Raw genomic sequence first — 21,045 nt, forward strand, 5'->3', positions numbered from 1 at the left:
GCCGATCAGGCCCTTCGCCGGCGATCTCGTTTCTCTACTGATATTTCAAACCAAATAGCAATACATATTAGTATTTCATACATATTTGTAGATATCAATCGCTATTGGCACGACAATGAACTAGCAAGCATGTAACGTATTTTGTGTTTTATATCAGTGTTTTACATCACACAATGGCCGTTCGTATTCCTCCTGGCATGTCTGATGCAGAGACACAGTCGCAGACTGGCAAAAGCAACCAGGGAGGGATCCAACGATGGAAGCGACAGCAGGCAAGGCTCGAAGCAGGCTCGTACCGCTGATCTTTCTCCTCATCTTCCTCGGCGTCACGGCGATCGCGTCGGTGGTCGCCGCGGCGGACGAGCCCCCGAAGATCGACACCGGCGACACGGCGTGGCTTCTCATGTCCTCGGCGCTCGTGCTCCTTATGACTCCGGGGCTCGCCTTCTTCTACGGCGGTCTCGTGCGCCGCAAGAACGTGCTCTCGGTGCTCATGCAGTGTTTCCTGATCATGTGTCTGGTTTCCATACAGTGGGTCCTCTTCGGCTACTCGCTCTCGTTCGGGCCGGACGTCAAGGGGCTGATCGGGGGACTCGACTGGTTCGGGCTGAAGGGCGTCGGGCTCGAGCCCTTCAAGGACTACGCGGCGACCGTGCCGCACCAGGCCTTCATGGTCTTCCAGATGATGTTCGCCATCATCACCCCGGGCCTGATCATCGGCGCGTTCGCCGAGCGCATGAAGTTCTCCGCCTTCGCGATCTTCACGCTGCTCTGGGCGACGCTCGTGTACGATCCGGTCTGCCACTGGGTCTGGGGCCTGGGCGGCATCGTGCGGGGCTGGGGCGCGCTCGACTTCGCCGGCGGCACCGTCGTGCACATCAACGCCGGCATTGCCGCCCTCGTGGCCGCGATCGTGCTCGGCAAGCGCATCGGGTATCCGGAGAACGTCGCGCCGCCGCACAACCTGCCGTTTGCGGTGCTCGGCGCCGGCCTGCTGTGGTTCGGCTGGTTCGGCTTCAACGCCGGCAGCGCGCTCGGGTCGGGGGCGCTGGCGACGAGCGCGTTCGTCGTCACCCACGTCGCAGCGGCAGCGGCCGGCCTGACCTGGTCGCTCATCGAGTGGATCAAGCAGGGCCGCCCGACGGTGCTCGGCGTGATCACCGGCGTGGTGGCCGGGCTGGTGGCGATCACCCCGGCCTCGGGTTTCGTGAACCCCGTCGGCGCGATCTGGATCGGCATCGGCGCCGCCGGCCTCTGTTACCTCTCGGCGGTGGTGCTCAAGGCCAAGCTCGGATACGACGACACGCTGGATGCCTTCGGCGTCCACGGCATCGGCGGGATCTGGGGCGCCATCGCCACGGGGCTGTTCGCCACGAAGGCCGTGAACCCCGCCGGCGCGGACGGCCTCTTCTATGGCAACCCGGCGCAGCTCTGGATCCAGGTGAAGGCGACGCTCGTCACGATCGGCTGGTCGTTCGCGGCGAGCCTGGTGCTGCTCAAGGCGGTCAACGCCCTGATGGGTGCGCGGGCGGCCGAGAACGAGGAGCGCATCGGCCTCGACCTGGCGGGGCATCAGGAGTCCGCCTACACGGTCCTGGACTAGGCGCCGAGGACAGAGGAGGAGCGCACCATGAAATACGTCATCGCGATCATCCAGCCGGACCGCGTCCAGGACGTGCTGGCGAAGCTCGAGGAGAAGGAAATCCACCTTGTGACCGTCTCGCAGGTGCTCGGCCGCGGGCGCCAGAAGGGGGTCGCGGAGGTCTACCGCTCCCACAAGGAGCCGGGCAACCTGCTCAAGAAGGTGAAGCTCGAGATCGCCGTCAACGACGCGTTCCTCGCGCCGACGATCGAGGCCATCACGGGCGGAGCCCGTACCGGCCAGATCGGCGATGGGAAGATCTTCATTCTCGATCTCGCCGAGGTGATCCGCATCCGCACCGGCGAGACGGGCGGCCCGGCGATCGGGTAACCTGCGCGGCGCCGTCACGGCGAGAGCAGGGGGCGGGCGCGCGGCGTCCGCCCCCCGTTCCTTTCTGGGACGAGGGCAAGAGCACGACGATGTCCGAGCACAAGATACGGGAGCTGACGGCGTTATATGAGGTTGCGCGGCTTGCCGCCGCCTCTCTGGACCTCGACGCTACGCTCACCGCGGTCCTCCGCGCACTGGCCGAGCATCTCGAGATGGAGCGCGGCACGCTCACGCTTCTCGACACCGCGACCGGGCACCTGGCGGTGCGGGCCTCCCATGGGTTGACCCGGAGCGAGATGCGGCGGGGACTCTACAAAGTCGGCGAGGGGATCACCGGCCGCGTCTTCGCCTCGGGCGCGCCGTTCGTCGTCCCGGATATCGGCAAGGAGCCGCTCTTCCTCAACCGGACCGGCTCGCGCCGCGACCTCGCCAAGGAGAACATCTCCTTCATCGGTGTGCCGGTCGCCGTTCGCGGCAAGACGATCGGCGTGCTCACCGTCGACAAGCTCTTCGCGCGCGAGGTCGACTTCGAGGAGGACATCCGCCTGCTCAAGACCGTGGCCTCGATCGTCGGACAGGCGGTCAAGCTCCACGAGATGGTCGAGGCCGAGAAGGCCGCCCTCGTCGAGGAGAACCAGCTCCTGCGCGAGGAGGTCGGCAAGCGCGTGAGCCTGCCGAATATCGTCGGCGGCACCAAGCGCATGCAGGAGGTGTTCCGCGCCGCCGAGGTCGTGGCAAAGAGCCGTGCAACCGTGCTTCTGCGCGGCGAGTCGGGCACCGGCAAGGAACTGGTCGCCAAGGCGGTCCACCACCTCAGCCCGCGGGGTGGAGGCCCGTACGTGCGCTTCAACTGCGCCGCGGTGCCCGAGGGGCTCCTCGAGAGCGAGCTGTTCGGCCACGAGAAGGGTGCTTTCACGGGGGCGATCGGGGCGAAGAAGGGGCGCTTTGAGCTTGCCGACGGCGGCACGATCTTCCTCGACGAGATCGGGGACCTGCCGCTGCCGCTCCAGCCGAAGATCCTGCGGGTGCTCCAGGAGCAGGAGTTCGAGCGCCTCGGCAGCGAGCGCACGGTGCGCGTGGATGTGCGCGTCATCGCCGCGACGAGCCGGGACCTCGAGCGGCTGCTCGCGGCCGGCCAGTTCCGCGAGGACCTGTACTACCGTCTCAACGTGGTGCCGATCTTCATCCCGCCGCTGCGCGAGCGGCGCGAGGACGTGCCGGCGCTCGTCGACCACTTCGCGCGGCGCTTCGGCGAGGAGGCCGGGCGCGCCGTCCGCTTCACGCCGGCGGCGGTCGCCGCCCTCGCCGCGCACGAGTGGCCGGGCAACGTCCGCGAGCTGGAGAACACGATCGAACGAACGGTCGTGCTCTCGGCTCGCTCCCTGATCGACGCGGCCGATCTCAAGCTGCTCGCCACCGGGGCGCCCGCCGCGACGGCCACCACCACCGGGGGGGACGCAGGGCTGCCGGGGACCGTCCACGACATCGAGCTGCGCATGCTGCGCGAAGCGCTTGAAGCCACCCGCTGGCGCCAGGCGGCGGCCGCGCGCCGCCTCGGGATCACACCGCGGCAGATCGGCTACCGCATCCGCAAGTACGGTTTGCTGGGGCCCTCGTAACCACGCACGACTTTGTCCGCCCGCGACACGATTGTCGCACCTGCGCTTCGTTCGCAGCCCTGGTGCCGGCGGCAGACTGTGCTGTTTTCACAGAGCTTTTCCTGTCCGCCGATCCCTGGCACGCCCGTTGCTGTTACTCCGGACACGGGCCGGACATCAACCCCCGGCCGGGGAGGACACAACGATGAGACAGGTTGCGATCTACGGCAAGGGCGGCATCGGCAAGTCGACGACGACGCAGAACCTCGTGGCAGGGCTGGCGGAGGCGGGCAAGAAGGTCATGATCGTCGGCTGCGACCCGAAGGCGGACTCGACGCGCTTGATGCTCCACGCGAAGGCGCAGACGACGGTCATGGACCTGGCGCGCGAGCGCGGCAGCGTCGAGGACCTCGCGCTCGAGGACGTGCTCGCCCTCGGCTACCGGGGCGTCAAGTGCACCGAGAGCGGCGGCCCCGAGCCGGGCGTCGGCTGCGCGGGCCGCGGGGTCATCACGGCGATCAACTTCCTTGAGGAAAACGGGGCCTACACCGACGACCTGGACTTCGTCTTCTACGACGTGCTCGGCGACGTCGTGTGCGGCGGCTTCGCGATGCCGATCCGCGAAAAGAAGGCCCAGGAGATCTACATCGTGACCTCGGGCGAGATGATGGCGATGTACGCGGCGAACAACATCTGCAAGGGGATCGTCAAGTACGCGATGAGCGGCGGCGTGCGCCTCGGCGGCCTCATCTGCAACTCGCGCAAGGTCGACCAGGAGCTGGAGCTGATCACCGAGCTGGCGCGGAGGCTCGGGACGCAGATGATCCATTTCGTGCCGCGCGACAACGTGGTGCAGCGCGCGGAGCTCAAGCGGATGACGGTCATCGAGTACGAGCCGGAGGCGGCGCAGGCGGACGAGTACCGGACGCTGGCGCGCAAGGTCTCGGAGAACCGCAATTTCGTCATTCCGACGCCGCTGACGATGGACGAGCTCGAGGAACTGCTGATCACCTACGGCTTCCTGGAAGCCGAGCAGGCGAAGGCGTCGTGACGCGCCCACGAAGACCCCGTCTGCGGCGTTGGGCGGCGCCCTTCGTCACTGCGGCGTATGAACTATACGCCTCATTCCTCGGGGCTTGCCCGCCTTGCATCCGGGGCCTGCCCGGGCGCGTCACCGGTCGCCCGGCCCATGCCTTCCATGGACGAGGTGGATCACGAAGAGGGGAGATAGGAGCATGACCAGGGCCACGCATACCAAGGAAGCTGTTGTCGAGATCCTCGCCAGGTATCCGGAGAAGACGGCGAAGAAGCGCGCGGGGCACATCGCGGTCAAGGAGGCGCCCGCCGGTGAGGACGGCGGTGCCTGCTCGACCTGTGCGGTCAAGTCGAACGCCAAGTCCATCCCCGGCGTCATGACCGCGCGCGGCTGCGCGTACGCCGGCTCCAAGGGCGTCGTCTGGGGGCCGATCCGCGACATGGTCCACCTTTCGCACGGACCGGTCGGCTGCGGCTACTACTCCTGGAGCACGCGGCGCAACCTCGCGCAGGGGAAGCCCGGGGTGGACAACTTCGTCCCATTCCAGTTCACCTCCGACTATCAGGAGCGGGACATCGTCTACGGCGGCGCGCAGAAGCTCGAGCAGATCGGGCGTGAGGTGCGCCAGCTCTTTCCGCTGGCCAGGGGCCTGTCGATCCAGTCCGAGTGCCCGATCGGGCTCATCGGTGACGACATCGAGGCCGGCGCGAAGAAGATGCAGGCGGAGCTGGGCATCGACGTCGTCCCCGTGCGCTGCGAGGGCTTCCGCGGCGTCTCGCAGTCGCTCGGCCACCACATCGCCAACGACACCATCCGCGACCACGTCCTCGGCAAGGGCACGCTCGCCGATCCCGGCCCCTACGACGTGGCGATCATCGGCGACTACAACATCGGCGGCGACGCCTGGGCGAGCCGGAAGATCCTTGAGGAGATGGGCCTGCGCGTGGTGACGATGTGGTCGGGCGACGGCGAGCTCGAAACGATGAAGGTCACGCACCTGGCGAAGCTCACTCTCATCCACTGCTACCGCTCGATGAACTACATCGCGCGGCACATGGAGGAGGCCTACGGCATCCCCTGGATGGAGTACAACTTCTTCGGCCCGACGAAGATCGAGGCCAGCCTGCGGGCGATCGCGAGGCGTTTCGACGAGACGATCCAGACGAAGGCCGAGGAGGTCATCGCCAGGCACCGGCCGGCGATGGACGCCGTGATCGCCAAGTATCGCCCGCGCCTGGATGGCAAGACCGTGATGCTCTACGTTGGGGGCCTGCGCCCGCGGCACGTCATCGGCGCCTACGAGGATCTCGGGATGCAGGTCGTCGGTACCGGCTACGAGTTCGCCCACGCCGACGACTATCAGCGCACCTTCTCGCAGGTCAAGGATGGAACGGTCATCTACGACGACGTCACCGCCTATGAGCTCGAGGAGCTGGTCAAGCACCTGCGCCCCGACCTCGTCGGCTCGGGCATCAAGGAGAAGTACGTCTTCCAGAAGATGGGCGTCCCCTTCCGGCAGATGCACTCCTGGGACTACTCCGGCCCCTACCACGGCTACGAGGGCTTCCCGATCTTCGCACGCGACATGGACATGGCGGTCAATTCCCCGACCTGGAAGCTGGTGAAGGACCCCTTCGCGGCGTAGGACACTCCCTCCCCTGCGCCTCGAAAGCCCTCCCCCGGCGTGCCAGCCGCCGGGGGAGGGCGATGTGTTCTCACCGTTGTTCCCGGCGCTGTGCGCCCTTCATTCCCTCGCGCCCGCCGGCGACGTCCCGCCCGATTCAGGGTCATGCGCTGGCGAAGCGTGACACAATTGTCAGGCACCAACAGGGATGTCACACGCCGTTTCCTGCCGGGGAGAGCGTGCCGACGACCTAACTATGCCGCCGACAAGTGTTTCCCGCATTCTGAAACATTGGCACGCGCCGTGCAATTCCTTCGGACGACGGGACGGAATCCCGGGGAGGACGAACGAGATGGCCACCGCCGAGCAGACCGCCGCAACCGCGGCGTGGATCGACACGGTCGAGTACAAGGAGCTGAACTTCGCGCGCCAGGCGCTGGTCATCAACCCGACGAAGGCCTGCCAGCCGCTCGGCGCGTTCTTCGCCGCCGCGGGCTTCGAGCGCACGCTCCCCTACGAGCACGGCTCGCAGGGATGCACCGCGTACTTCCGCAACAACCTCTCGCGCCACTTCCGCGAACCGTTCCCCGCCGTCTCGGACTCGATGACCGAGGACGCGGCCGTCTTCGGCGGGCGCGCCAACATGATCGAGGGGCTGAAGAACGCCCACGACCTCTACCGCCCCGGCATGATCGCGATGTGCACCTCCTGCATGTCGGAGGTCATCGGCGATGACCTCAAGGCCTTCATCGACGGCGCGCGCGAGGCCGGCTCGATCCCGAAGGACTTTCCCGTCGCGGCGGCACATACGCCGAGCTTCGCCGGCTCGCACCTGACGGGCTACGACGCGATGCTGCTCGCGATCGTTGAGACACTCGCCGCCGGCCGTCACCGCCCCGAGGCGCGCACCGCGAAGGTGAACCTCATCCCCGGCTTCGACGCCCACGTGGAAAACATCCGCGAGTTGCGCCGCTACGCCGCGCTCATGGGGGCCGACGTCACGGTGCTCGCCGACAACAGCGAGACCTTCGACTCGCCGCTCACGGGCCGCTACGAGCTCTACCACGGGGGCACGACCCTCGAAGAGGCGGCGGAGTCGGTGAACGCCGCCGGGACGATCTCGCTCCAGGCCTACACCACGACCAAGACCATGGCGGCTTTCAAAGCCAAGTACGGGCAGAAGACGCGGGCCTTCAACTATCCGCTCGGGATCGGAGGCTTCGACGCCTTCCTCGCCGAGCTGTCGGCGATGACCGGCCTGCCGGTCCCCGCGAGCGTCCGAGCCGAGCGCGGCCGCGCCGTGGATGCCGCCACCGACGCGCACCCCTATTTCCACGGGCGGCGGCTGTCGCTCTTCGGCGACCCGGACCTCATGCTCGGCCTGACCGGCTTCCTCCTGGAGATGGGCGCCGAGCCGGTGCACATCGTCTCGACGAACGGGACATCCAAGTGGAAGAAGGAGATGGAGGCGCTGCTCGCTTCCTCGCCCTACGGCGCGTCCGGGCAGGTGCACCCGGGGCGCGACCTCTGGCACCTGCGCTCGCTGCTGGTGACCGAGCCGGTGGACCTGCTCATCGGCAACTCGCACGGCAAGTACGCGGCGCGCGACGCGAAGATCCCGCTCGTGCGCATCGGCTTCCCCATCGTGGATCGCGTCAACGCCCAGCGCTGCGCGACGCTCGGCTACCGGGGCGCCATCAACCTCATCACCTGGATCGCCAACGCGCTCATCGAGGAGCTCGACCGGACCTCGGACGACGCGCACTTCGAGCTGCTGAGGTAGGACCGTGTCGGCTCAGGTGTCTCGAAGCCCCCTTCATCCCCCTGCGCCACAGGGGGAAAGAGAGGGTGTGCTCGCACGGGCCGTTGCCCACGCCTGCCGGCCCAACCCCCTCGAGGGGGTCTGCCGGCAGCGCGGGGGCGAATCGTGCGCCTACGACGGAGCGATGATCGTCCTCGGGTGCATCGCGGACGCGGCGCATCTCGTCCACGGGCCGATCGCCTGCCTCGGCAACTCCTGGGAGTCGCGCGGCACCGTCACCCGCAGGGGCGAGCTGCACCGGCGCGCCTACACGACCGACCTCGACGAGCTGGACATCGTCTACGGCGCCGCGGACAAGCTGCGCCGGGCGATCCTCGCGGTGGCGGCCGACGCGAGCCCGCGGGCGATCTTCGTCTATGCGACCTGCGTCACGGGCATGACCGGCGAGGACGTCGGCGCCGCGTGCCGCGACGCCGAGGCGCAGCTTGGCCTCCCCGTGATCCCCGTGGAGGCTCCGGGCTTCGTCGGCCCGAAGAACCTCGGCAACCGCCTCGCCGGCGAGGTGCTGCTCGCGCGGGTGATCGGGACAGCCGAGCCCGCCGTCGTCGCACCGCTGGCCGTCAACATCATCGGCGAGTACAACATCGCCGGCGATCTCGACGCGATCGAGCCGCTGCTTGCGCGCGCCGGTCTCGCGGTGCACGCCCGGATCACCGGCAACGCCACCTTCGAGGAGATTCGCCGGGCGCATCGCGCTCGCCTCAACGTGCTCGTCTGCGGCCGCGCGCTCGTGAACGTCGCGCGCGGCATGGAGCGCCGCTGGAACGTGCCGTTCGTGGAGGGGTCGTTCTTCGGGATGACGGAAACCGCCTCCACCCTGCGCGCGATGGCCGCGGCACTTGCCGGTGAGGACTCCGGCCTGCCCGGCCGGGTAGACGCTGTGATCGCCGAGGAAGAGCGCCGCTGCGTCGAGGTCCTCGCGCCGTACGCCGGCCTCGCGGGCAGGCGCGCCGTCCTCTACAGCGGCGGCGTGAAGAGCTGGTCGCTGATCTCGGCGCTGCGCGACCTCGGGATCGAAACCGTCGCGGTCGTGACGAAGAAGGCCACCTTCGAGGACGAGCGGAAGATCCGCGCGCTCCTGGGCCCGGATGTGCCGCCCGTCGAGAACGCCACCCCGGCGCACCTGGGGCGCCTGTGCCGCGAGCGTGGCGCCGACGTGCTCATCGCCGGCGGCCGCAACCAGTACCTCGCGATCAAGGAGGGGCTCCCCTTCGTCGACGTGAACCAGGAGCGGCACGACGCGTACGCCGGCTACGACGGCCTCGTCGCGCTCGCGCGGCGCATCCATCAGGCGATCGAGTTCTTCCGGCGCCAGCGCGAGGGAGCGCCGCCGGCTGCGCCTCGCGTCGCGCCGGCCGTCCGGCGCGATCTGAGCGTCACCCCGCTCAGGCACTCCCCGGCGCTCGGCGCCGCGATGGCGCTCCAGGGGATCGACCGGGCCGCCGTCCTCCACCACGGCGCGCAGGGGTGCACCTTCCTCGCGAAGGTGCTCCTGACAAAGCACTTCCGCGAGCCGATCACGCTCGTCTCGACGAAGGTCTTCGCCGAGGACCTGGTGCTCGGCGGCCCAGACGCGGTCACCCGCACGGTTGGCGATCTTGTAGCGCGCCAGCGCCCCGACCTCGTCGCGGCGCTCACCTCGGGTCTTTCGGAGGTCCGGGGCGACGACCTCGGCCCCGCCCTGCGGCAGGTCGACGCATACGGGGCCGTGGTCCTGCCGGTCTCCACCCCGGATTACGCCGGGGGACTGGAGGAAGGGTACGCTGCGGCAGTCCGGGCCCTGCTCACGCTGGCCGAGCGGGGCCCCGAGTCGCGCCGTCGCGTGAATATCCTCGCCGGGCCGGGCCTGACGCCCGCCGACGCCCGTGAGGTGCGCCGGATCGTCGGCGCCTTCGGGCTCGAAGCCACCATCCTTCCCGACCTCGGCGCGCTCGACGGGAGCCGCGAGGGCTTCTCGCCGCTGACGTCCGGCGGCACCCGACGTGCCGAGGTTCGCGCGATGGGCTCGGCGGCCTGCACGATTGCGCTCGGGGCGTCGTTGGCGCCGGCCGCGGCGGACCTGGCGCGGACCTGCGGCGTGCCCGCCGTTTCCGTCCCCCTGCCGATCGGGCTGGACGCGACCGACCGCTTCGTGGCCGCGCTCTCGGCCCTCTGCGGGCAGGAGGTTCCGGAGCGGCTCCGGCGCGAGAGGCGCGTGCTTGTCGACGGGATGCGGGACGCGATGACCGTCTTCGGAGGGCTGCGCGCGGCGCTCGCCCTGGAGACGGACGCCGCCGTCGCGGTCGCCTCGCTCTTCTCCGAGATGGGCGCGACCGTCACGCAAGCCGTGGTCCCGACCGCGGGGGCCGGGACCTTGGCCATCCGCGCCGCGCGCGTCGACGTCGGCGACTTCGCGGCGCTGCAGCCCGGGGCCGACCTCCTCGTGGCCGGCTCCCACGGCGAGCTGCCGGCGCGCGACATCGGCGCGGCGCACGCCCTCTGGGGCTTCCCCGTGTTCGAGCGCCTCGGCCACTGCCACCGCGTCAACGTCGGGTACCGCGGGACGCTGGCGCTGCTCAACGACCTTGGCAATACGTCGATCCGCGCGTCGGCGCAGATCCGGCAAGACAGCGGAACCTCTCAGAGGAAAAGCCTGGCTCGACCAGGGCGCGGGCGACAAGCCTGCTCCTCTGATCCGCGCTTGCGCGCCGACGTGGACAACACGCGAAAGGAGCGCACACCATGAAGGTTGCCTTTGCGACCACGGACGGCCTGCTCGTGGACGAGCACTTCGGCCGGGCCGGCCGTTTCGCCCTCTACGATTTCCGCGCCGACGGCTACGAGCGGCTCCCCGACATGGTGTTCACCGAGGGACGGGACGCGGCCGTCGAGGCCACGCGCGGCGCCGGCCTGGAGCACGACCGCGCCGTCGAAGCCAAGGTCGAGCGTCTCGGCGACTGCCGTCTCGTCTACCTCACGCAAGTCGGCGGGCCTTCGGCGGCGCGGCTCACCCGGCGCGGCGTCATGCCGGTCAAGGTTCCCGAGCGTACCGTCATCCCCGAGGCCGCCGAGCGCCTCATGGAGCAGATCAGAACGTCGCCACCGCCGTGGCTGCGCCGCGCGCTGGCCGACGAAGAGGCACGCACCGACAACCCGACAGGAGAAGGAGCAGCGCGATGAAGATGATCAGGGCCATCGTCCGACCGGAGAAGGAGCACGACGTCGTGCTCGCCCTCGAGGGGGCGGGCTTTCCCGCCATGACCAAGGCGCACGTCTTCGGGCGCGGCAAGCAGAAGGGACTCCAGGTCGGGCCGGTGCGCTACGACCTGCTCCCGAAGGTGCTGCTCCTGCTCGTGGTCAACGACGGCGACGTCGATACGGTGCTCGGGATCATCACCGACACCACGAAGACCGGCTTCATCGGGGATGGGAAGATCTTCGTCAGCGGCGTCGACCAGGCGGTGACCGTCCGCACCGGAGAAGGGCTGTGAGGGAGCTGCTCGCGGTCATCCGCCAGGAGAAGGTGGGCGAGACGCTGGACGCCCTCTCCGCGGTCGGCGTCGACTCGGTCACCGTCCACACCGTCCATGGCCGGGGCCGGCAGGGCGGGAACATCATGGAGGAGGTGGACCCGCTCATGCGCGGGAACGTCGAGTCGGTCTCGAAGATCTGGAAATTCCCGACGCCCTCGAGCATGGCCGGCGCCTCCACGCTGACCAAGCCCGTCTGCTGGGTGCCGAAGAGCCTGCTGGACATCGTCGTCTCCGAGGTCCCGGTCGAGACAGTTGTCGGGGCCGTCACGCGGGTCAACCGCACCGGCCGACCCGGCGACGGGAAGATCTTCCTGCTGCCGCTCGAGAACGCGGTGCGCATCCGCACCAACGAGCGCGGCGACGCCGCCATCGTGTAGCGAAGGCCGATAGTGGCCCATCTGCGGCGTTGGACTCCTCCCGCCTCCCTGCGGCGGCCACGAGGCCGCCTCAGTCGCCGGGTCGTCGTCCGCCTTGCACCTGGACCATTCTCGGCCTTCGCTCAAGCACAGGCGCGCAGATGAAGCGAACGAAGGAGGATGCCCTGCGGGCGCACCGTGCTCGCGCTGATCGAGAAGCCGTTCGCGGGCGAGGACGAGTATGGCGACGCGATGGGCAACAAGGTGATGTCGGTGGCGGACCGGGGCGACTGCATCGGCTGCGAGGCCTGCGCTCGCGCCTGCGCCAAGCGATGCCACACGCACGCCCCGGCGGCGTGAGGGGGAGCCATGGGCATGACACTGTCGGAAGGAAGCGCCGCAGCGGCGACCGTGACCAAGGACGTGAGCGTCATCGAGTTCCACCCCTGCTTCAATCGCGGGGCGCACACCAAGTACGGGCGGATCCACCTCCCGGTCGCCCCGCGGTGCAACGTGCGCTGCGGTTACTGCGTCAGGAAGTTCGACTGCGTCAACGAGTCGCGCCCCGGCGTCGCCTCCGTCGTGCTCACGCCGGAGGCGGCAATGCAACGGGTGCGGGCCGTCGTCGAGCGCGACGGCCGGCTCTCCGTGGTTGGCGTCGCGGGACCCGGGGACCCGCTGGCGAACGACGAGACGCTGCGCGCCCTGCGCCTCGTTCACGCCGAGTATCCGCAGGTCACGCTCTGCCTCTCGACGAACGGGCTGCTGCTCCCCGAACGGGTCGAAGAGCTGCGCCGTCTCGGGCGGCTGACGCTGACCGTCACGGTCAACGCCGTGCGCCCCGGGACCGCAGCGAGGATCTACCGGTGGGCGCGCCTCGACGGCGTGACGCTCCACGGCATCGACGCCGGCATGCTCATGGTCGAGCGGCAATGGGAGGGGCTCCGACGCGCGGACGAGGCGGGCATCGTCACCAAGCTCAACAGCGTCCTGATCCCCGGGGTCAACGACGCCGAGATCCCCCTGATCGCGCAACGGGCCGCCGGTCTCGGCGTCCACGTCATGAACCTCACGCCGCTCATCCCCCAGGGCGACTTCGCCGGGGTGATGCCGCCGACGCCTGCTGACATTCACGCCATGCGCGAACGCTGTGCCCCGTTCCTGCCGCTCATCAACCACTGTCGCCAGTGCCGGTCCGACGCCTGCGGGATGCTCGGGGAGGACCGGGACATGGAGACCGAGACGCTCCTCGCACGCGTCGGCGAGGAGTACTGCGACACCGTATAGACCGCCGGAAAGGAAGATCATCATGAAAACGGCTGCCGCCCTGCTGCTTGCGGTGTTCGCGCTGACCGTGGCCCGTCCTGCGTCCGCCGCCGACCCCGCCCTCGTCTCCGCGGCGCTCAGTCTCAAGGCCGCCTTCACCGAGATCGGCGCCCTTGTCGCCTCGGCCGCCGGGGGGCCGCCCGCATTCAACTTCGGCGCTTCGGGGGACCTCGTGGCGCAGATCCGCGGGGGCGCCCCCGTCGACGTCTTCGCCTCGGCTTCCCCCAAGGACATGGACGATCTTGAAAGGTCCGGCATGCTCCGGCCAGGGAGCCGCGTCGACTTCGCGGCCAACGAGCTGGTGCTGGTCGTCCCCGCTGGCGCGGGCGGGCGGATCGCGAGGCTTGCCGATCTCGCCGCTGCGGGCGTCGCCCGGGTGGCCGTTGGCAACGCCGCCACGGTCCCCGCGGGACGCTATGCCGCCGAGGTTCTCGCGAGCGCCGGTTTGACCGCCGCGCTGCAGCCGAAGCTTGTCCCGGCCGAGAACGTGCGCCAGATCCTGGAATGGGTTGCCCGGGGCGACGTCGACGCCGGGATGGTCTATGCGACGGACGCGATGACGAGGCCGGGCGACGTCAGCGTCGCCGCCACGGCGCCGGCGGACAGCCACCAGCCGATCGTGTACCCGGTCGCGCTTCTTGCGTCCGCCCCGCGCCCGGACGCCGGCCGGGCCTTCATCGCCGCGGTGCTCTCTCCGGCCGGCCGGGCCGTCCTCGCCCGCCACGGCTTCAAGCCCGCGGTCGAGACCAGGTAACGGCCCCAGCGCAACACCGGGGGAGAGGCCATGCTCGACCACGCAGCGCTCTCGGCCCTCGCGCTCTCGCTGCGGGTCGCCGCCATCGCGACGGCCCTGGTGGCGCTCGCCGGCATCCCGGCCGGCTACCTCCTCGGCCGTCGCCGATTTCCCGGCCGCGAGCTGCTCGACGCTGCGATCACGCTGCCGCTGGTCCTGCCCCCCACCGTGGTCGGCTACTACCTCATCCTGCTCCTCGGCCGCAACGGGCTTCTTGGCGGCCCACTGCACCGCTGGACGGGCTGGAGCGTGATGTTCACCTGGGAGGCCGCCGTCGTCGCTTCCTTCGTCGTCGCGCTCCCGTTCATGATCAAGACGAGCCGGGCTGCGGTCGAGGCGGTCGACCCCATGTTCGTCGACGCGTCCCGAACCCTCGGCCACTCCGAGTTGTGGACGGCGTTGAGGGTGACCCTCCCGCTCGCGCGGCGTGGCATCGCGGCCGGCGCGATCCTGGCGTTCGCGCGGGCCATGGGGGAGTTCGGCGCGACCCTCATGCTCGCGGGGAATATCCCGGGACGCACGAGCACCATGCCGCTGGCGATCTACGGCGCGGTTGCGGGCGGCGAATGGGGCCATGCCCACGCGCTCGTGGCGCTCTTCACGGGGATCTCGGCGCTGGCGCTCTTCGGGGCCAACTGGCTGGTGCGGGGCGCAGCGTGAGCGGCCTCACCGTTTCGCTGCGGGCGCGCCTCGACGGCTTCGCGCTGGCCGTCGACTGGTCGATCGGCGACGAACTGGCGGTGCTCTTTGGGCCGTCCGGCTCCGGCAAGTCGCTGACGCTGCGGATGATCGCGGGCCTTGCCCGGCCGGAGGCAGGGCGGATTGCCGCCGGGGGGCGCGTCCTCTTGGACACCGCAACCGGCGTGGATCTGCGGCCGCAGGAGCGCTCCGTGGGCTTCGTCTTCCAGGATCTCGCCCTCTTCCCGCACATGAGCGTGCTGGAGAACGTCCAGTACGGTGGCCACGGCCTGCCGGCCGCGGAGCGCGTCGAAAGAGCAGGCGCTCTGATCGGTCGCTTCGGCCTCGCCGGTCTCGAGCGCAGGCGCCCCGCGGAGATCTCAGGCGGCCAGCGCCAGCGGGTGGCGCTCGCCCGCGCGCTGGTGCGCCGCCCGCAGCTGCTCCTGCTCGATGAGCCGTTCTCGGCGCTCGACCTTGCCCTCCGGCGCGACCTTGGCACGCTGTTGCGGATGGTCCAGCGGCGCGAGGGCGTGCCCACGGTCCTCGTGACCCACGACCCGGCTGAGGCCCGGGCGCTGGCCGACCGGATCATCCCCTACGAGCGAGGCCGCGCCGTGCACTCCGGGACGGCTCGGGCACCGGCCGCCTGAGCGCCGCGCGGGCTGCCGCTCGCCCTGGTGCTCTTCATGACGCCCGGGCTGGCCTTCTCCTCCGGGGGGCTGGTGCGTCGGAAGACATCCTCTCCGTCCTCATGCAGTACTTCATCCTCGTCTGGGTCGTCGGCGTCCAGTGGGCCCTCTTCGGCTACAGCCTGTCGTTCGGCCCCGACGTGAGGAGCCTGATCGGCGGCCTCGACTGGTTCGGGCTCAAGGGCGTGAGGCTCGAGCCCTTCAAGGACTACGCGGCCACGGTGCCGCGCCAGGCCTTCATGGTCTTCCCGATGATGTTCGCCGCCCGACGGTGCTCGGCGTCATCACCGGCGCGGTCGCCGGGCTGGTCGCGATCGCTCCGGCCTCCGGTCTCGTGAATCCCGTCGGCGCGATCTGGATCGGCATCGGCGCCGCCGGTCTCTGCTACCTGTCGGCGGTGGTGATGGTCCGCGCTCTACGGCACCGTCACCCGGGGCTTCAAGCCGATCTTCGCGGCCCGCCGGGCGAACCGCCGGTCATCGAAGGAGGCCATGGAATCACATTCCCGATAGCTGGCATGGTGCAGGGCGTCCGCGAAGTCCAGGCCTGCCGCGCAGTGCGAGAGGGCGAGAGCCACCGTTTCACGATCCTCGACGGTCACGTGCGGCAAAGACAGCAGATGACGCAGGACCTTCAGGATGTCCTTCGCCGGCAGCTCGTAGTAGCCGCGCATGACAAACTCGAATTCCAGCACGACGGTCTTGGCGACCAACAGCGGCTCGCCGGCGTCGACGAGGCGAGCGGCCGCCTGGTGCTGTCGGGCAGCCTCGGCATCCGACTCGTCCGCGACGTAATAGCGGGCGAGGACGTTCGTGTCGAGCCCGATCATGGCTTGAGCAGGCTCGCGGGATCGAAGTCGGCCGGGACCGTCCGTCGCCTGCTCCTGACCATGGCGAAGCCGCTCCTCGACTCTTCCACCGGCGCGCCCTTCACGCGGAATTCCGCGTGGTCGCCCACGACCGAAAACTCGATCCGCGAGCCCTGACGGATTCCCAGCCGCTGCCGGAGCGCCTTCGGGATCGTCACCTGCCCCTTGCTCGTCACCAGTGTCGTTTCCATGGTCTTCTCCCCACCGCAGCTGCCGGTGTCGTGACAAGTAATACTTGGTAAGAATATCACTCCACGCCTGCCGCGCGCAATGACCGCTCTTCCGGCCGGTAACGTTGCAGCAACGTCCGCGGCGATGGAATTCGTACCGTCCGCCCATCCTTTTCCTGAAGATCAGACCGATCGGTCGCGCGCAGCGGACAGTTCGGCGAAGCGCCCGGGTCTCCTTTTTCTAAATGGCTCGCAATATCAAGTTGTTCGGCCAAGCCTCGCATCGGGTACGCATCTTGCGAACAAGGTACGGCATGCAGCGCAAATCCAACGAATGCGTAGGAACACTACCTCGGGAGGCCGCATGAGACTCCGTTTCTTCAAGGTCCCGCTCTTCTTCCTGGTGCTCTTCCTGCTGTCCGTCGTGCTCGCGACGGTCGTCGCGGCCGCCGAGGCTGCGCCGCCCCCGGCCGTCGACGCCGGCGACACGGCCTGGGTGCTCATCTCTGCGGCGCTCGTCCTCTTCATGACGCCGGGGCTGGCGTTCTTCTACGGGGGACTGGTGCGGCGCAAGAACATCCTGTCGATCCTCATGCAGTGCTTCATCCTCGTCTGCATCGTCAGCGTCCAGTGGGCGCTCTTCGGCTACAGCCTCGCCTTCGGCCCCGACGTCGGCGGCTGGATCGGCAGCCTGGGCTGGTTCGGCCTCAAGGGCGTCGGGCTCGATCCGCACCCCGGCTACGCCGCGACGATCCCGCACCAGGTCTTCATGGTCTTCCAGATGATGTTCGCGATCATCACGCCCGCGCTGATCCTCGGCGCCTTCGCCGAGCGCATGAAGTTCTCCGCCTTCTGTGTCTTCTCGCTGCTCTGGGCGACGCTCGTCTACGACCCCGTCTGCCACTGGGTCTGGGGGATCGGCGGCTTCCTGCGCGAGGCCGGGACGCTGGACTTTGCGGGGGGAATCGTCGTGCACGTCAACGCCGGCATGGCGGCGCTCGTGACAGCGCTCGTTCTCGGCAAGCGGATGGGGTATCCGGAGAACGTGGCGCCGCCGCACAATCTCCCCTTCGCGGTCCTCGGGACCGGGATCCTCTGGTTCGGCTGGTTCGGCTTCAACGCCGGCAGCGCGCTGGGCGCGGGCAGGGTCGCCGGCGCCGCCTTCCTGGCAACCCACCTCGCCGGCGCGGCAGCGGGCCTGACGTGGGCGCTCATCGAGTGGGTCGTCAACGAGCGTCCGACGATGCTCGGCCTCATCACCGGGGCGGTGGCCGGCCTGGCGGCGGTCACCCCGGCGGCGGGGTTCGTCCGGCCCCTCGGGGCCGTCTGGATCGGCATCGGCGCGGCGGCCGTCTGCTACGCCACGGCCGTGGTCATGAAGACGCGCCTCGGCTACGACGACACGCTCGACGCCTTCGGCGTGCACGGGGTCGGCGGCGTCTGGGGCACGCTCGCGGCGGGGCTCTTCGCGACGAAGGCCGTGAATCCGGCGGGAGCGGACGGGCTGTTCTACGGCAACCCGGCGCAGTTCTTCGTGCAGCTCAAGGCGGTGGCGCTCACCGCCGCCTGGTCGCTCGCCGCGACCTGGGTCCTGCTCAAGGCGGTGGACGCGGTCATGGGCCTGCGCGCCTCCGAGCACGAGGAGCGCGTCGGGCTCGACCTCACCGGGCACCGGGAGTCGGCATACACGCTCCTGGACTGAAAGGGCGGGCGGCGCGGGGCGGCGCTCGGCCCCTTCAGCCGAGCGCCACCCGCAGCGCGTTCCTCAACGTCTCGAGCGTGTAGGGTTTCTGGACGAAGCCCGCAAGGCCCCTGCCGGAGAACCGCCCCGCGATCTCCATCTCGTTGTACCCGCTCGAGACGACCACCCGCGCCTGCGGGTCGAGCGCGCGCAGCTCGCGGAAGGCCTGCTCGCCGTCCATCTGCGGCATCGTCAGATCGAGGAGCACGAGATCGGCGGGCCGCTCCCGGTAGCGTTCCAGCGCCTCGCACCCGTCCCGGGCGATCATGACCTCGAAGCCCAGCTCGCGGAGCATCTCCGTCCCGACGGCGCGCACGCTCTCCTCGTCGTCGACGAGCAGGGCGAGCCCGCGGCCGCGCCAGCCGTCTTCCCCCTGCGGGGCGGCGAGCAGCTCGGGCTGGCTGGCGCTGGCCGGGAGGAAGACCTTGAATGTCGTGCCCTTCGCCGGCTCGCTGTAGACCTTGATCGCGCCGCGGTGCCCGCGCACGATCCCGAGGACGGCGGCCATGCCGAGCCCGCGGCCGGTGAACTTCGTGGTGAAGAAGGGGTCGAAGATCCGCGCGACCGTTCCGCGGTCCATCCCGCAGCCGGTGTCGGCGACCTCGAGCGTGACGTAGAGGCCCTCGGGGAGTTCCTCGTCGACCCGCAGCTCGCGCAGGTACTCGCGGTTGCAGCGCAGGCAGCCGGTGCTGACGGCGATCACGCCGCTTCTCTCGCCGATCGCCTCCGAGGCGTTGATGACGAGGTTCATCAGGACCTGGCGGATCTGCGTCCGGTCGACGTCCACCGCCGGGAGGGGGCGCGCGGGCCGCAGGCGCAGCACCGCCTTCTTGGAGATCGAGACGCGCAGCATCTGCTCCATCTCCTCGACGAGCCGGTTGAGGTCCGTGGCCTCGGCCGTGAACGTGCCCTTGCCGGAGTAGGCGAGCATCTGCCGGGCGAGGTCCGCGGCCCGGCCCGCGGCGAGCTCGATCTGCCGCAGGTTCTCGGCGACGGGCGACTCCGGCGCCACGCGCAGCCGCGCCAGCCCCGCGTTGCCAAGCACCGACATGAGGATGTTGTTGAAGTCGTGGGCGATCCCCCCGGCGAGCACGCCGAGGCTCTCGAGCTTCTGCGCGTGCAGGACCTGCTGCTCGAGCTGGCGGCGCTGCTCGTCCGCCCGGCGCCGCTCGGTGATGTCCTGGATGGTGCCGAACATTCGGACGACGCGCCCGCCCTCGTCGCACTCGATGCGGCCGAGCCCGTGGACCCAGCGCACCTGCCCGTCGGCGGCGCGCTGGACGCGGTACTCGCGGTCGAACGGAACCCGGGCGCCGACGACCTGCTCCACGAGGTACGCGCGCATCGCCTCCCGGTCGTCGGGCTGGACGATGCGCAGCCAGCCGTCCATGTCCCTCGGGTCGGCGGCGCCGATGCCGAAGATCTCGTCGAGCATCGGCGAGCTGGTCCAGCGGTCGCCGGCCACGTCGTAGTCGTAGTGGCCGATCCGCGCGACCCGCTGTGACTCGGCGAGGCGCGCCTCGCTGTCGCGCAGCGCGCGCTCGGCCCGCGCGCGGTCGAGGCTCTTCCAGACCCCGTCCATCAGCAGGCGCAGCTGCAGGGCATCCCGCCCGGTGTAGTCCGACTCCCGGTTGGCCACGCCGACGACGGCGATGATGGACTCGCCGCGGAGCACGGGGACCGTGAGGTACCTGCGCAGGGCGACGTGTCCCTCGGGATAGCCCTTCTTCAGCGGGTGCTCCGCCTCGAAGTCGTTGATCAGTATCGGCCGGCGCTGGCGCACCGCCTCGCCCCAGATGCCGGTCCGGTCGAGCTCGTAGCAGGTCTTCGGCGAGGCGACGGCGCAGTCCGCCATGACGTCGCGCGACCAGGAGTTCAGGGTGAACACCCGCTTCCCCTCGTCGTAGCGATAGATGTAGCCGTACCGGCTGCCCGTGAGGGCGAGCGCCTCGTGGAGCGCGTGGTCCAGGAACGCCTGCTCGCTCTCCACGGGCTGCTGCGAAATGCGGTAGAGGCTCGCCAGGCGCGCCTCCTCCATGCGTTGCTCCTCCTCCAGGACCATCCCCAGGCCGCGCGCGGATGGCCGCGCCATTCTTACCTACCAGCTCCCCCGCGAAAGTCAAACGCCGCTTGCCCGGGCGCGGCTGGCACCCGCGCCCTTCAACTGAAGAGTCTGAGCACCGTCCGCACGAAGGCGTGGACGCCGGCCGCGGCGTCCGCCAGCGGGGGGAGCGAACCCCCATCCCCTCCGGCGGCTGCCCCGGCCCGGACCAGGGCGGCGTCGCGGGAGCGCCGCCGCTCCAGCTCCAGCTCCTCCGCCAGCCGCTCGGTCTTGCGTTGCTGGTCGAGGATCTGGCCCCCGGCCTTGCGCCACTCCAGCAGCCGCCGCAGCTCGCCGCTCTCGAGCCACATCCCGTGCTTCGGACACTGGTCGACGATGACCCCGCTGCGGGCGCCGAAGTTGACGCGGTTCATCGCCGTGCGGCAGACCGGGCAGGGGTAGTAGCGCGCCGCCGACGCCGCGTCGGGCCGCCCGCGCGCGATTTCCTCGAGGCGGGCCCGGTCCACCTGGAAGACGGCGGAGGTCGACTTCTCGAGGAGCGTCTCCACCTCGTTGGGGTCGAAGAACAGCGAGAGGCAGCGCTCGCAGCGCTCGATGTAGAACGTCCCGCCGAGCCGCAGGTCGATGGTCTGCATGGGCACGCCGCAGGCCGGGCAGATCCGCGGCGATGCGGGCACGCTCACCGTGAACTCGTGCACCCCCTGCAGATCGACGTCGTTGCGCCGCCCGCAGTAGCCGCAGAGCGCCACCCCGGGCGGCAGCGGCGCCGTGCACCACTGGCAGCGGGCCATCGTGACC

At 69.7% G+C, this 21,045-nt stretch carries 20 protein-coding genes and 2 pseudogenes; 18 read left to right on the forward strand and 4 right to left on the reverse strand.

Going from position 1 to position 21,045, the window contains the following annotated elements; translation table 11 throughout:
* The first annotated feature begins 256 nt into the window (after nucleotides 1-256).
* From VI078_07370 to VI078_07450, 17 genes and pseudogenes are all read left to right on the forward strand, one after another.
* Nucleotides 257-1,603 (forward strand): ammonium transporter, encoded by a 1,347-nt coding sequence (locus VI078_07370; protein HEY5999110.1) that lies wholly within the window; start codon nucleotides 257-259, stop codon nucleotides 1,601-1,603.
* Between the two features lie 27 nt (nucleotides 1,604-1,630).
* Nucleotides 1,631-1,972, forward strand: coding sequence for a P-II family nitrogen regulator (locus tag VI078_07375; GenBank protein ID HEY5999111.1), 342 nt, complete (start codon nucleotides 1,631-1,633; stop codon nucleotides 1,970-1,972).
* Between the two features lie 89 nt (nucleotides 1,973-2,061).
* A complete protein-coding gene (nifA, locus tag VI078_07380) occupies nucleotides 2,062-3,591 on the forward strand; it encodes a nif-specific transcriptional activator NifA (GenBank protein HEY5999112.1) in 1,530 nt (509 codons plus the stop codon).
* Between the two features lie 184 nt (nucleotides 3,592-3,775).
* Nucleotides 3,776-4,621, forward strand: coding sequence for a nitrogenase iron protein (gene nifH, locus VI078_07385; protein ID HEY5999113.1), 846 nt, complete (start codon nucleotides 3,776-3,778; stop codon nucleotides 4,619-4,621).
* A gap of 184 nt (nucleotides 4,622-4,805) precedes the next feature.
* Nucleotides 4,806-6,251, forward strand: coding sequence for a nitrogenase molybdenum-iron protein alpha chain (nifD, locus tag VI078_07390; protein ID HEY5999114.1), 1,446 nt, complete (start codon nucleotides 4,806-4,808; stop codon nucleotides 6,249-6,251).
* Nucleotides 6,252-6,582: 331 nt separating this feature from the next.
* The gene (gene nifK, locus VI078_07395; protein ID HEY5999115.1) at nucleotides 6,583-8,013 is read left to right on the forward strand and encodes a nitrogenase molybdenum-iron protein subunit beta; all 1,431 of its coding nucleotides are present in this window, start codon (nucleotides 6,583-6,585) and stop codon (nucleotides 8,011-8,013) included.
* Nucleotides 8,014-8,080: 67 nt separating this feature from the next.
* Nucleotides 8,081-10,777: a nitrogenase iron-molybdenum cofactor biosynthesis protein NifN gene (nifN, locus tag VI078_07400; GenBank protein ID HEY5999116.1), complete on the forward strand. Its 2,697-nt coding sequence runs from the start codon at nucleotides 8,081-8,083 to the stop codon at nucleotides 10,775-10,777.
* The gene (locus VI078_07405) at nucleotides 10,774-11,211 is read left to right on the forward strand and encodes a NifB/NifX family molybdenum-iron cluster-binding protein (protein ID HEY5999117.1); all 438 of its coding nucleotides are present in this window, start codon (nucleotides 10,774-10,776) and stop codon (nucleotides 11,209-11,211) included. Before nifN ends, VI078_07405 begins: the two co-directional genes overlap by 4 nt.
* Nucleotides 11,208-11,522 (forward strand): P-II family nitrogen regulator, encoded by a 315-nt coding sequence (locus tag VI078_07410; protein ID HEY5999118.1) that lies wholly within the window; start codon nucleotides 11,208-11,210, stop codon nucleotides 11,520-11,522. Before VI078_07405 ends, VI078_07410 begins: the two co-directional genes overlap by 4 nt.
* Complete coding sequence (locus VI078_07415) at nucleotides 11,519-11,941, forward strand: P-II family nitrogen regulator (protein HEY5999119.1); 423 nt, start codon at nucleotides 11,519-11,521, stop codon at nucleotides 11,939-11,941. Before VI078_07410 ends, VI078_07415 begins: the two co-directional genes overlap by 4 nt.
* A gap of 159 nt (nucleotides 11,942-12,100) precedes the next feature.
* Entirely contained in the window at nucleotides 12,101-12,280 is a 180-nt protein-coding gene (locus tag VI078_07420; GenBank protein ID HEY5999120.1) for a hypothetical protein, read from the forward strand.
* 9 nt (nucleotides 12,281-12,289) lie between these two features.
* The gene (locus VI078_07425) at nucleotides 12,290-13,207 is read left to right on the forward strand and encodes a radical SAM protein (protein ID HEY5999121.1); all 918 of its coding nucleotides are present in this window, start codon (nucleotides 12,290-12,292) and stop codon (nucleotides 13,205-13,207) included.
* 22 nt (nucleotides 13,208-13,229) lie between these two features.
* Nucleotides 13,230-14,000, forward strand: a complete 771-nt coding sequence (gene modA, locus VI078_07430; protein ID HEY5999122.1) for a molybdate ABC transporter substrate-binding protein — start codon at nucleotides 13,230-13,232, stop codon at nucleotides 13,998-14,000.
* A 30-nt stretch (nucleotides 14,001-14,030) separates the two neighbouring features.
* Complete coding sequence (gene modB / locus VI078_07435) at nucleotides 14,031-14,699, forward strand: molybdate ABC transporter permease subunit (GenBank protein HEY5999123.1); 669 nt, start codon at nucleotides 14,031-14,033, stop codon at nucleotides 14,697-14,699.
* Nucleotides 14,696-15,367 carry an ATP-binding cassette domain-containing protein gene (locus tag VI078_07440; GenBank protein ID HEY5999124.1) on the forward strand — a complete coding sequence of 224 codons (672 nt, stop codon included), beginning with the start codon at nucleotides 14,696-14,698 and terminating at the stop codon, nucleotides 15,365-15,367. Before modB ends, VI078_07440 begins: the two co-directional genes overlap by 4 nt.
* Before the next feature lie 101 nt (nucleotides 15,368-15,468).
* Nucleotides 15,469-15,605: pseudogene (locus VI078_07445) on the forward strand (ammonia channel protein).
* Nucleotides 15,606-15,671: 66 nt separating this feature from the next.
* Nucleotides 15,672-15,812: pseudogene (locus tag VI078_07450) on the forward strand (hypothetical protein).
* A 9-nt stretch (nucleotides 15,813-15,821) separates the two neighbouring features.
* Here VI078_07450 and VI078_07455 read toward each other — a convergent pair.
* Both VI078_07455 and VI078_07460 read right to left on the reverse strand, forming a co-directional pair.
* Nucleotides 15,822-16,235, reverse strand: coding sequence for a type II toxin-antitoxin system VapC family toxin (locus VI078_07455; GenBank protein ID HEY5999125.1), 414 nt, complete (start codon nucleotides 16,233-16,235; stop codon nucleotides 15,822-15,824).
* Nucleotides 16,232-16,465 (reverse strand): AbrB/MazE/SpoVT family DNA-binding domain-containing protein, encoded by a 234-nt coding sequence (locus VI078_07460; protein HEY5999126.1) that lies wholly within the window; start codon nucleotides 16,463-16,465, stop codon nucleotides 16,232-16,234. The genes VI078_07455 and VI078_07460 overlap by 4 nt, the downstream gene beginning before the upstream one ends.
* Nucleotides 16,466-16,808: 343 nt before the next feature.
* Here VI078_07460 and VI078_07465 point away from each other — a divergent pair, with 343 nt between their 5' ends.
* A complete protein-coding gene (locus tag VI078_07465) occupies nucleotides 16,809-18,146 on the forward strand; it encodes an ammonium transporter (GenBank protein ID HEY5999127.1) in 1,338 nt (445 codons plus the stop codon).
* Nucleotides 18,147-18,180: 34 nt separating this feature from the next.
* Here the strand turns inward: VI078_07465 and VI078_07470 are convergent, their stop codons facing one another.
* Both VI078_07470 and VI078_07475 read right to left on the reverse strand, forming a co-directional pair.
* Nucleotides 18,181-20,277, reverse strand: coding sequence for a GAF domain-containing protein (locus tag VI078_07470; protein ID HEY5999128.1), 2,097 nt, complete (start codon nucleotides 20,275-20,277; stop codon nucleotides 18,181-18,183).
* Nucleotides 20,278-20,345: 68 nt separating this feature from the next.
* Nucleotides 20,346-21,038, reverse strand: a complete 693-nt coding sequence (locus VI078_07475; GenBank protein HEY5999129.1) for a zf-TFIIB domain-containing protein — start codon at nucleotides 21,036-21,038, stop codon at nucleotides 20,346-20,348.
* Between the last annotated feature and the right edge of the window lie 7 nt (nucleotides 21,039-21,045).

The organism is bacterium (assembly GCA_036524115.1).
GTDB lineage: Bacteria > JAUVQV01 > JAUVQV01 > JAUVQV01 > DATDCY01 > DATDCY01.

Excerpts from the sequence above, each read along its gene's own strand:
- VI078_07465 (HEY5999127.1), top strand. The coding sequence starts at position 16,809 with ATGAGACTCCGTTTCTTCAAGGTCCCGCTCTTCTTCCTGGTGCTCTTC.
- nifK (HEY5999115.1), top strand. The coding sequence starts at position 6,583 with ATGGCCACCGCCGAGCAGACCGCCGCAACCGCGGCGTGGATCGACACG.
- VI078_07370 (HEY5999110.1), top strand. The coding sequence starts at position 257 with ATGGAAGCGACAGCAGGCAAGGCTCGAAGCAGGCTCGTACCGCTGATC.
- VI078_07455 (HEY5999125.1), bottom strand. The coding sequence starts at position 16,235 with ATGATCGGGCTCGACACGAACGTCCTCGCCCGCTATTACGTCGCGGAC.
- nifH (HEY5999113.1), top strand. The coding sequence starts at position 3,776 with ATGAGACAGGTTGCGATCTACGGCAAGGGCGGCATCGGCAAGTCGACG.
- VI078_07470 (HEY5999128.1), bottom strand. The coding sequence starts at position 20,277 with ATGGCGCGGCCATCCGCGCGCGGCCTGGGGATGGTCCTGGAGGAGGAG.
- VI078_07475 (HEY5999129.1), bottom strand. The coding sequence starts at position 21,038 with ATGGCCCGCTGCCAGTGGTGCACGGCGCCGCTGCCGCCCGGGGTGGCG.
- modB (HEY5999123.1), top strand. The coding sequence starts at position 14,031 with ATGCTCGACCACGCAGCGCTCTCGGCCCTCGCGCTCTCGCTGCGGGTC.
- VI078_07420 (HEY5999120.1), top strand. The coding sequence starts at position 12,101 with ATGCCCTGCGGGCGCACCGTGCTCGCGCTGATCGAGAAGCCGTTCGCG.
- VI078_07410 (HEY5999118.1), top strand. The coding sequence starts at position 11,208 with ATGAAGATGATCAGGGCCATCGTCCGACCGGAGAAGGAGCACGACGTC.
- VI078_07425 (HEY5999121.1), top strand. The coding sequence starts at position 12,290 with ATGGGCATGACACTGTCGGAAGGAAGCGCCGCAGCGGCGACCGTGACC.
- nifD (HEY5999114.1), top strand. The coding sequence starts at position 4,806 with ATGACCAGGGCCACGCATACCAAGGAAGCTGTTGTCGAGATCCTCGCC.
- VI078_07405 (HEY5999117.1), top strand. The coding sequence starts at position 10,774 with ATGAAGGTTGCCTTTGCGACCACGGACGGCCTGCTCGTGGACGAGCAC.
- VI078_07460 (HEY5999126.1), bottom strand. The coding sequence starts at position 16,465 with ATGGAAACGACACTGGTGACGAGCAAGGGGCAGGTGACGATCCCGAAG.
- modA (HEY5999122.1), top strand. The coding sequence starts at position 13,230 with ATGAAAACGGCTGCCGCCCTGCTGCTTGCGGTGTTCGCGCTGACCGTG.
- nifA (HEY5999112.1), top strand. The coding sequence starts at position 2,062 with ATGTCCGAGCACAAGATACGGGAGCTGACGGCGTTATATGAGGTTGCG.
- VI078_07375 (HEY5999111.1), top strand. The coding sequence starts at position 1,631 with ATGAAATACGTCATCGCGATCATCCAGCCGGACCGCGTCCAGGACGTG.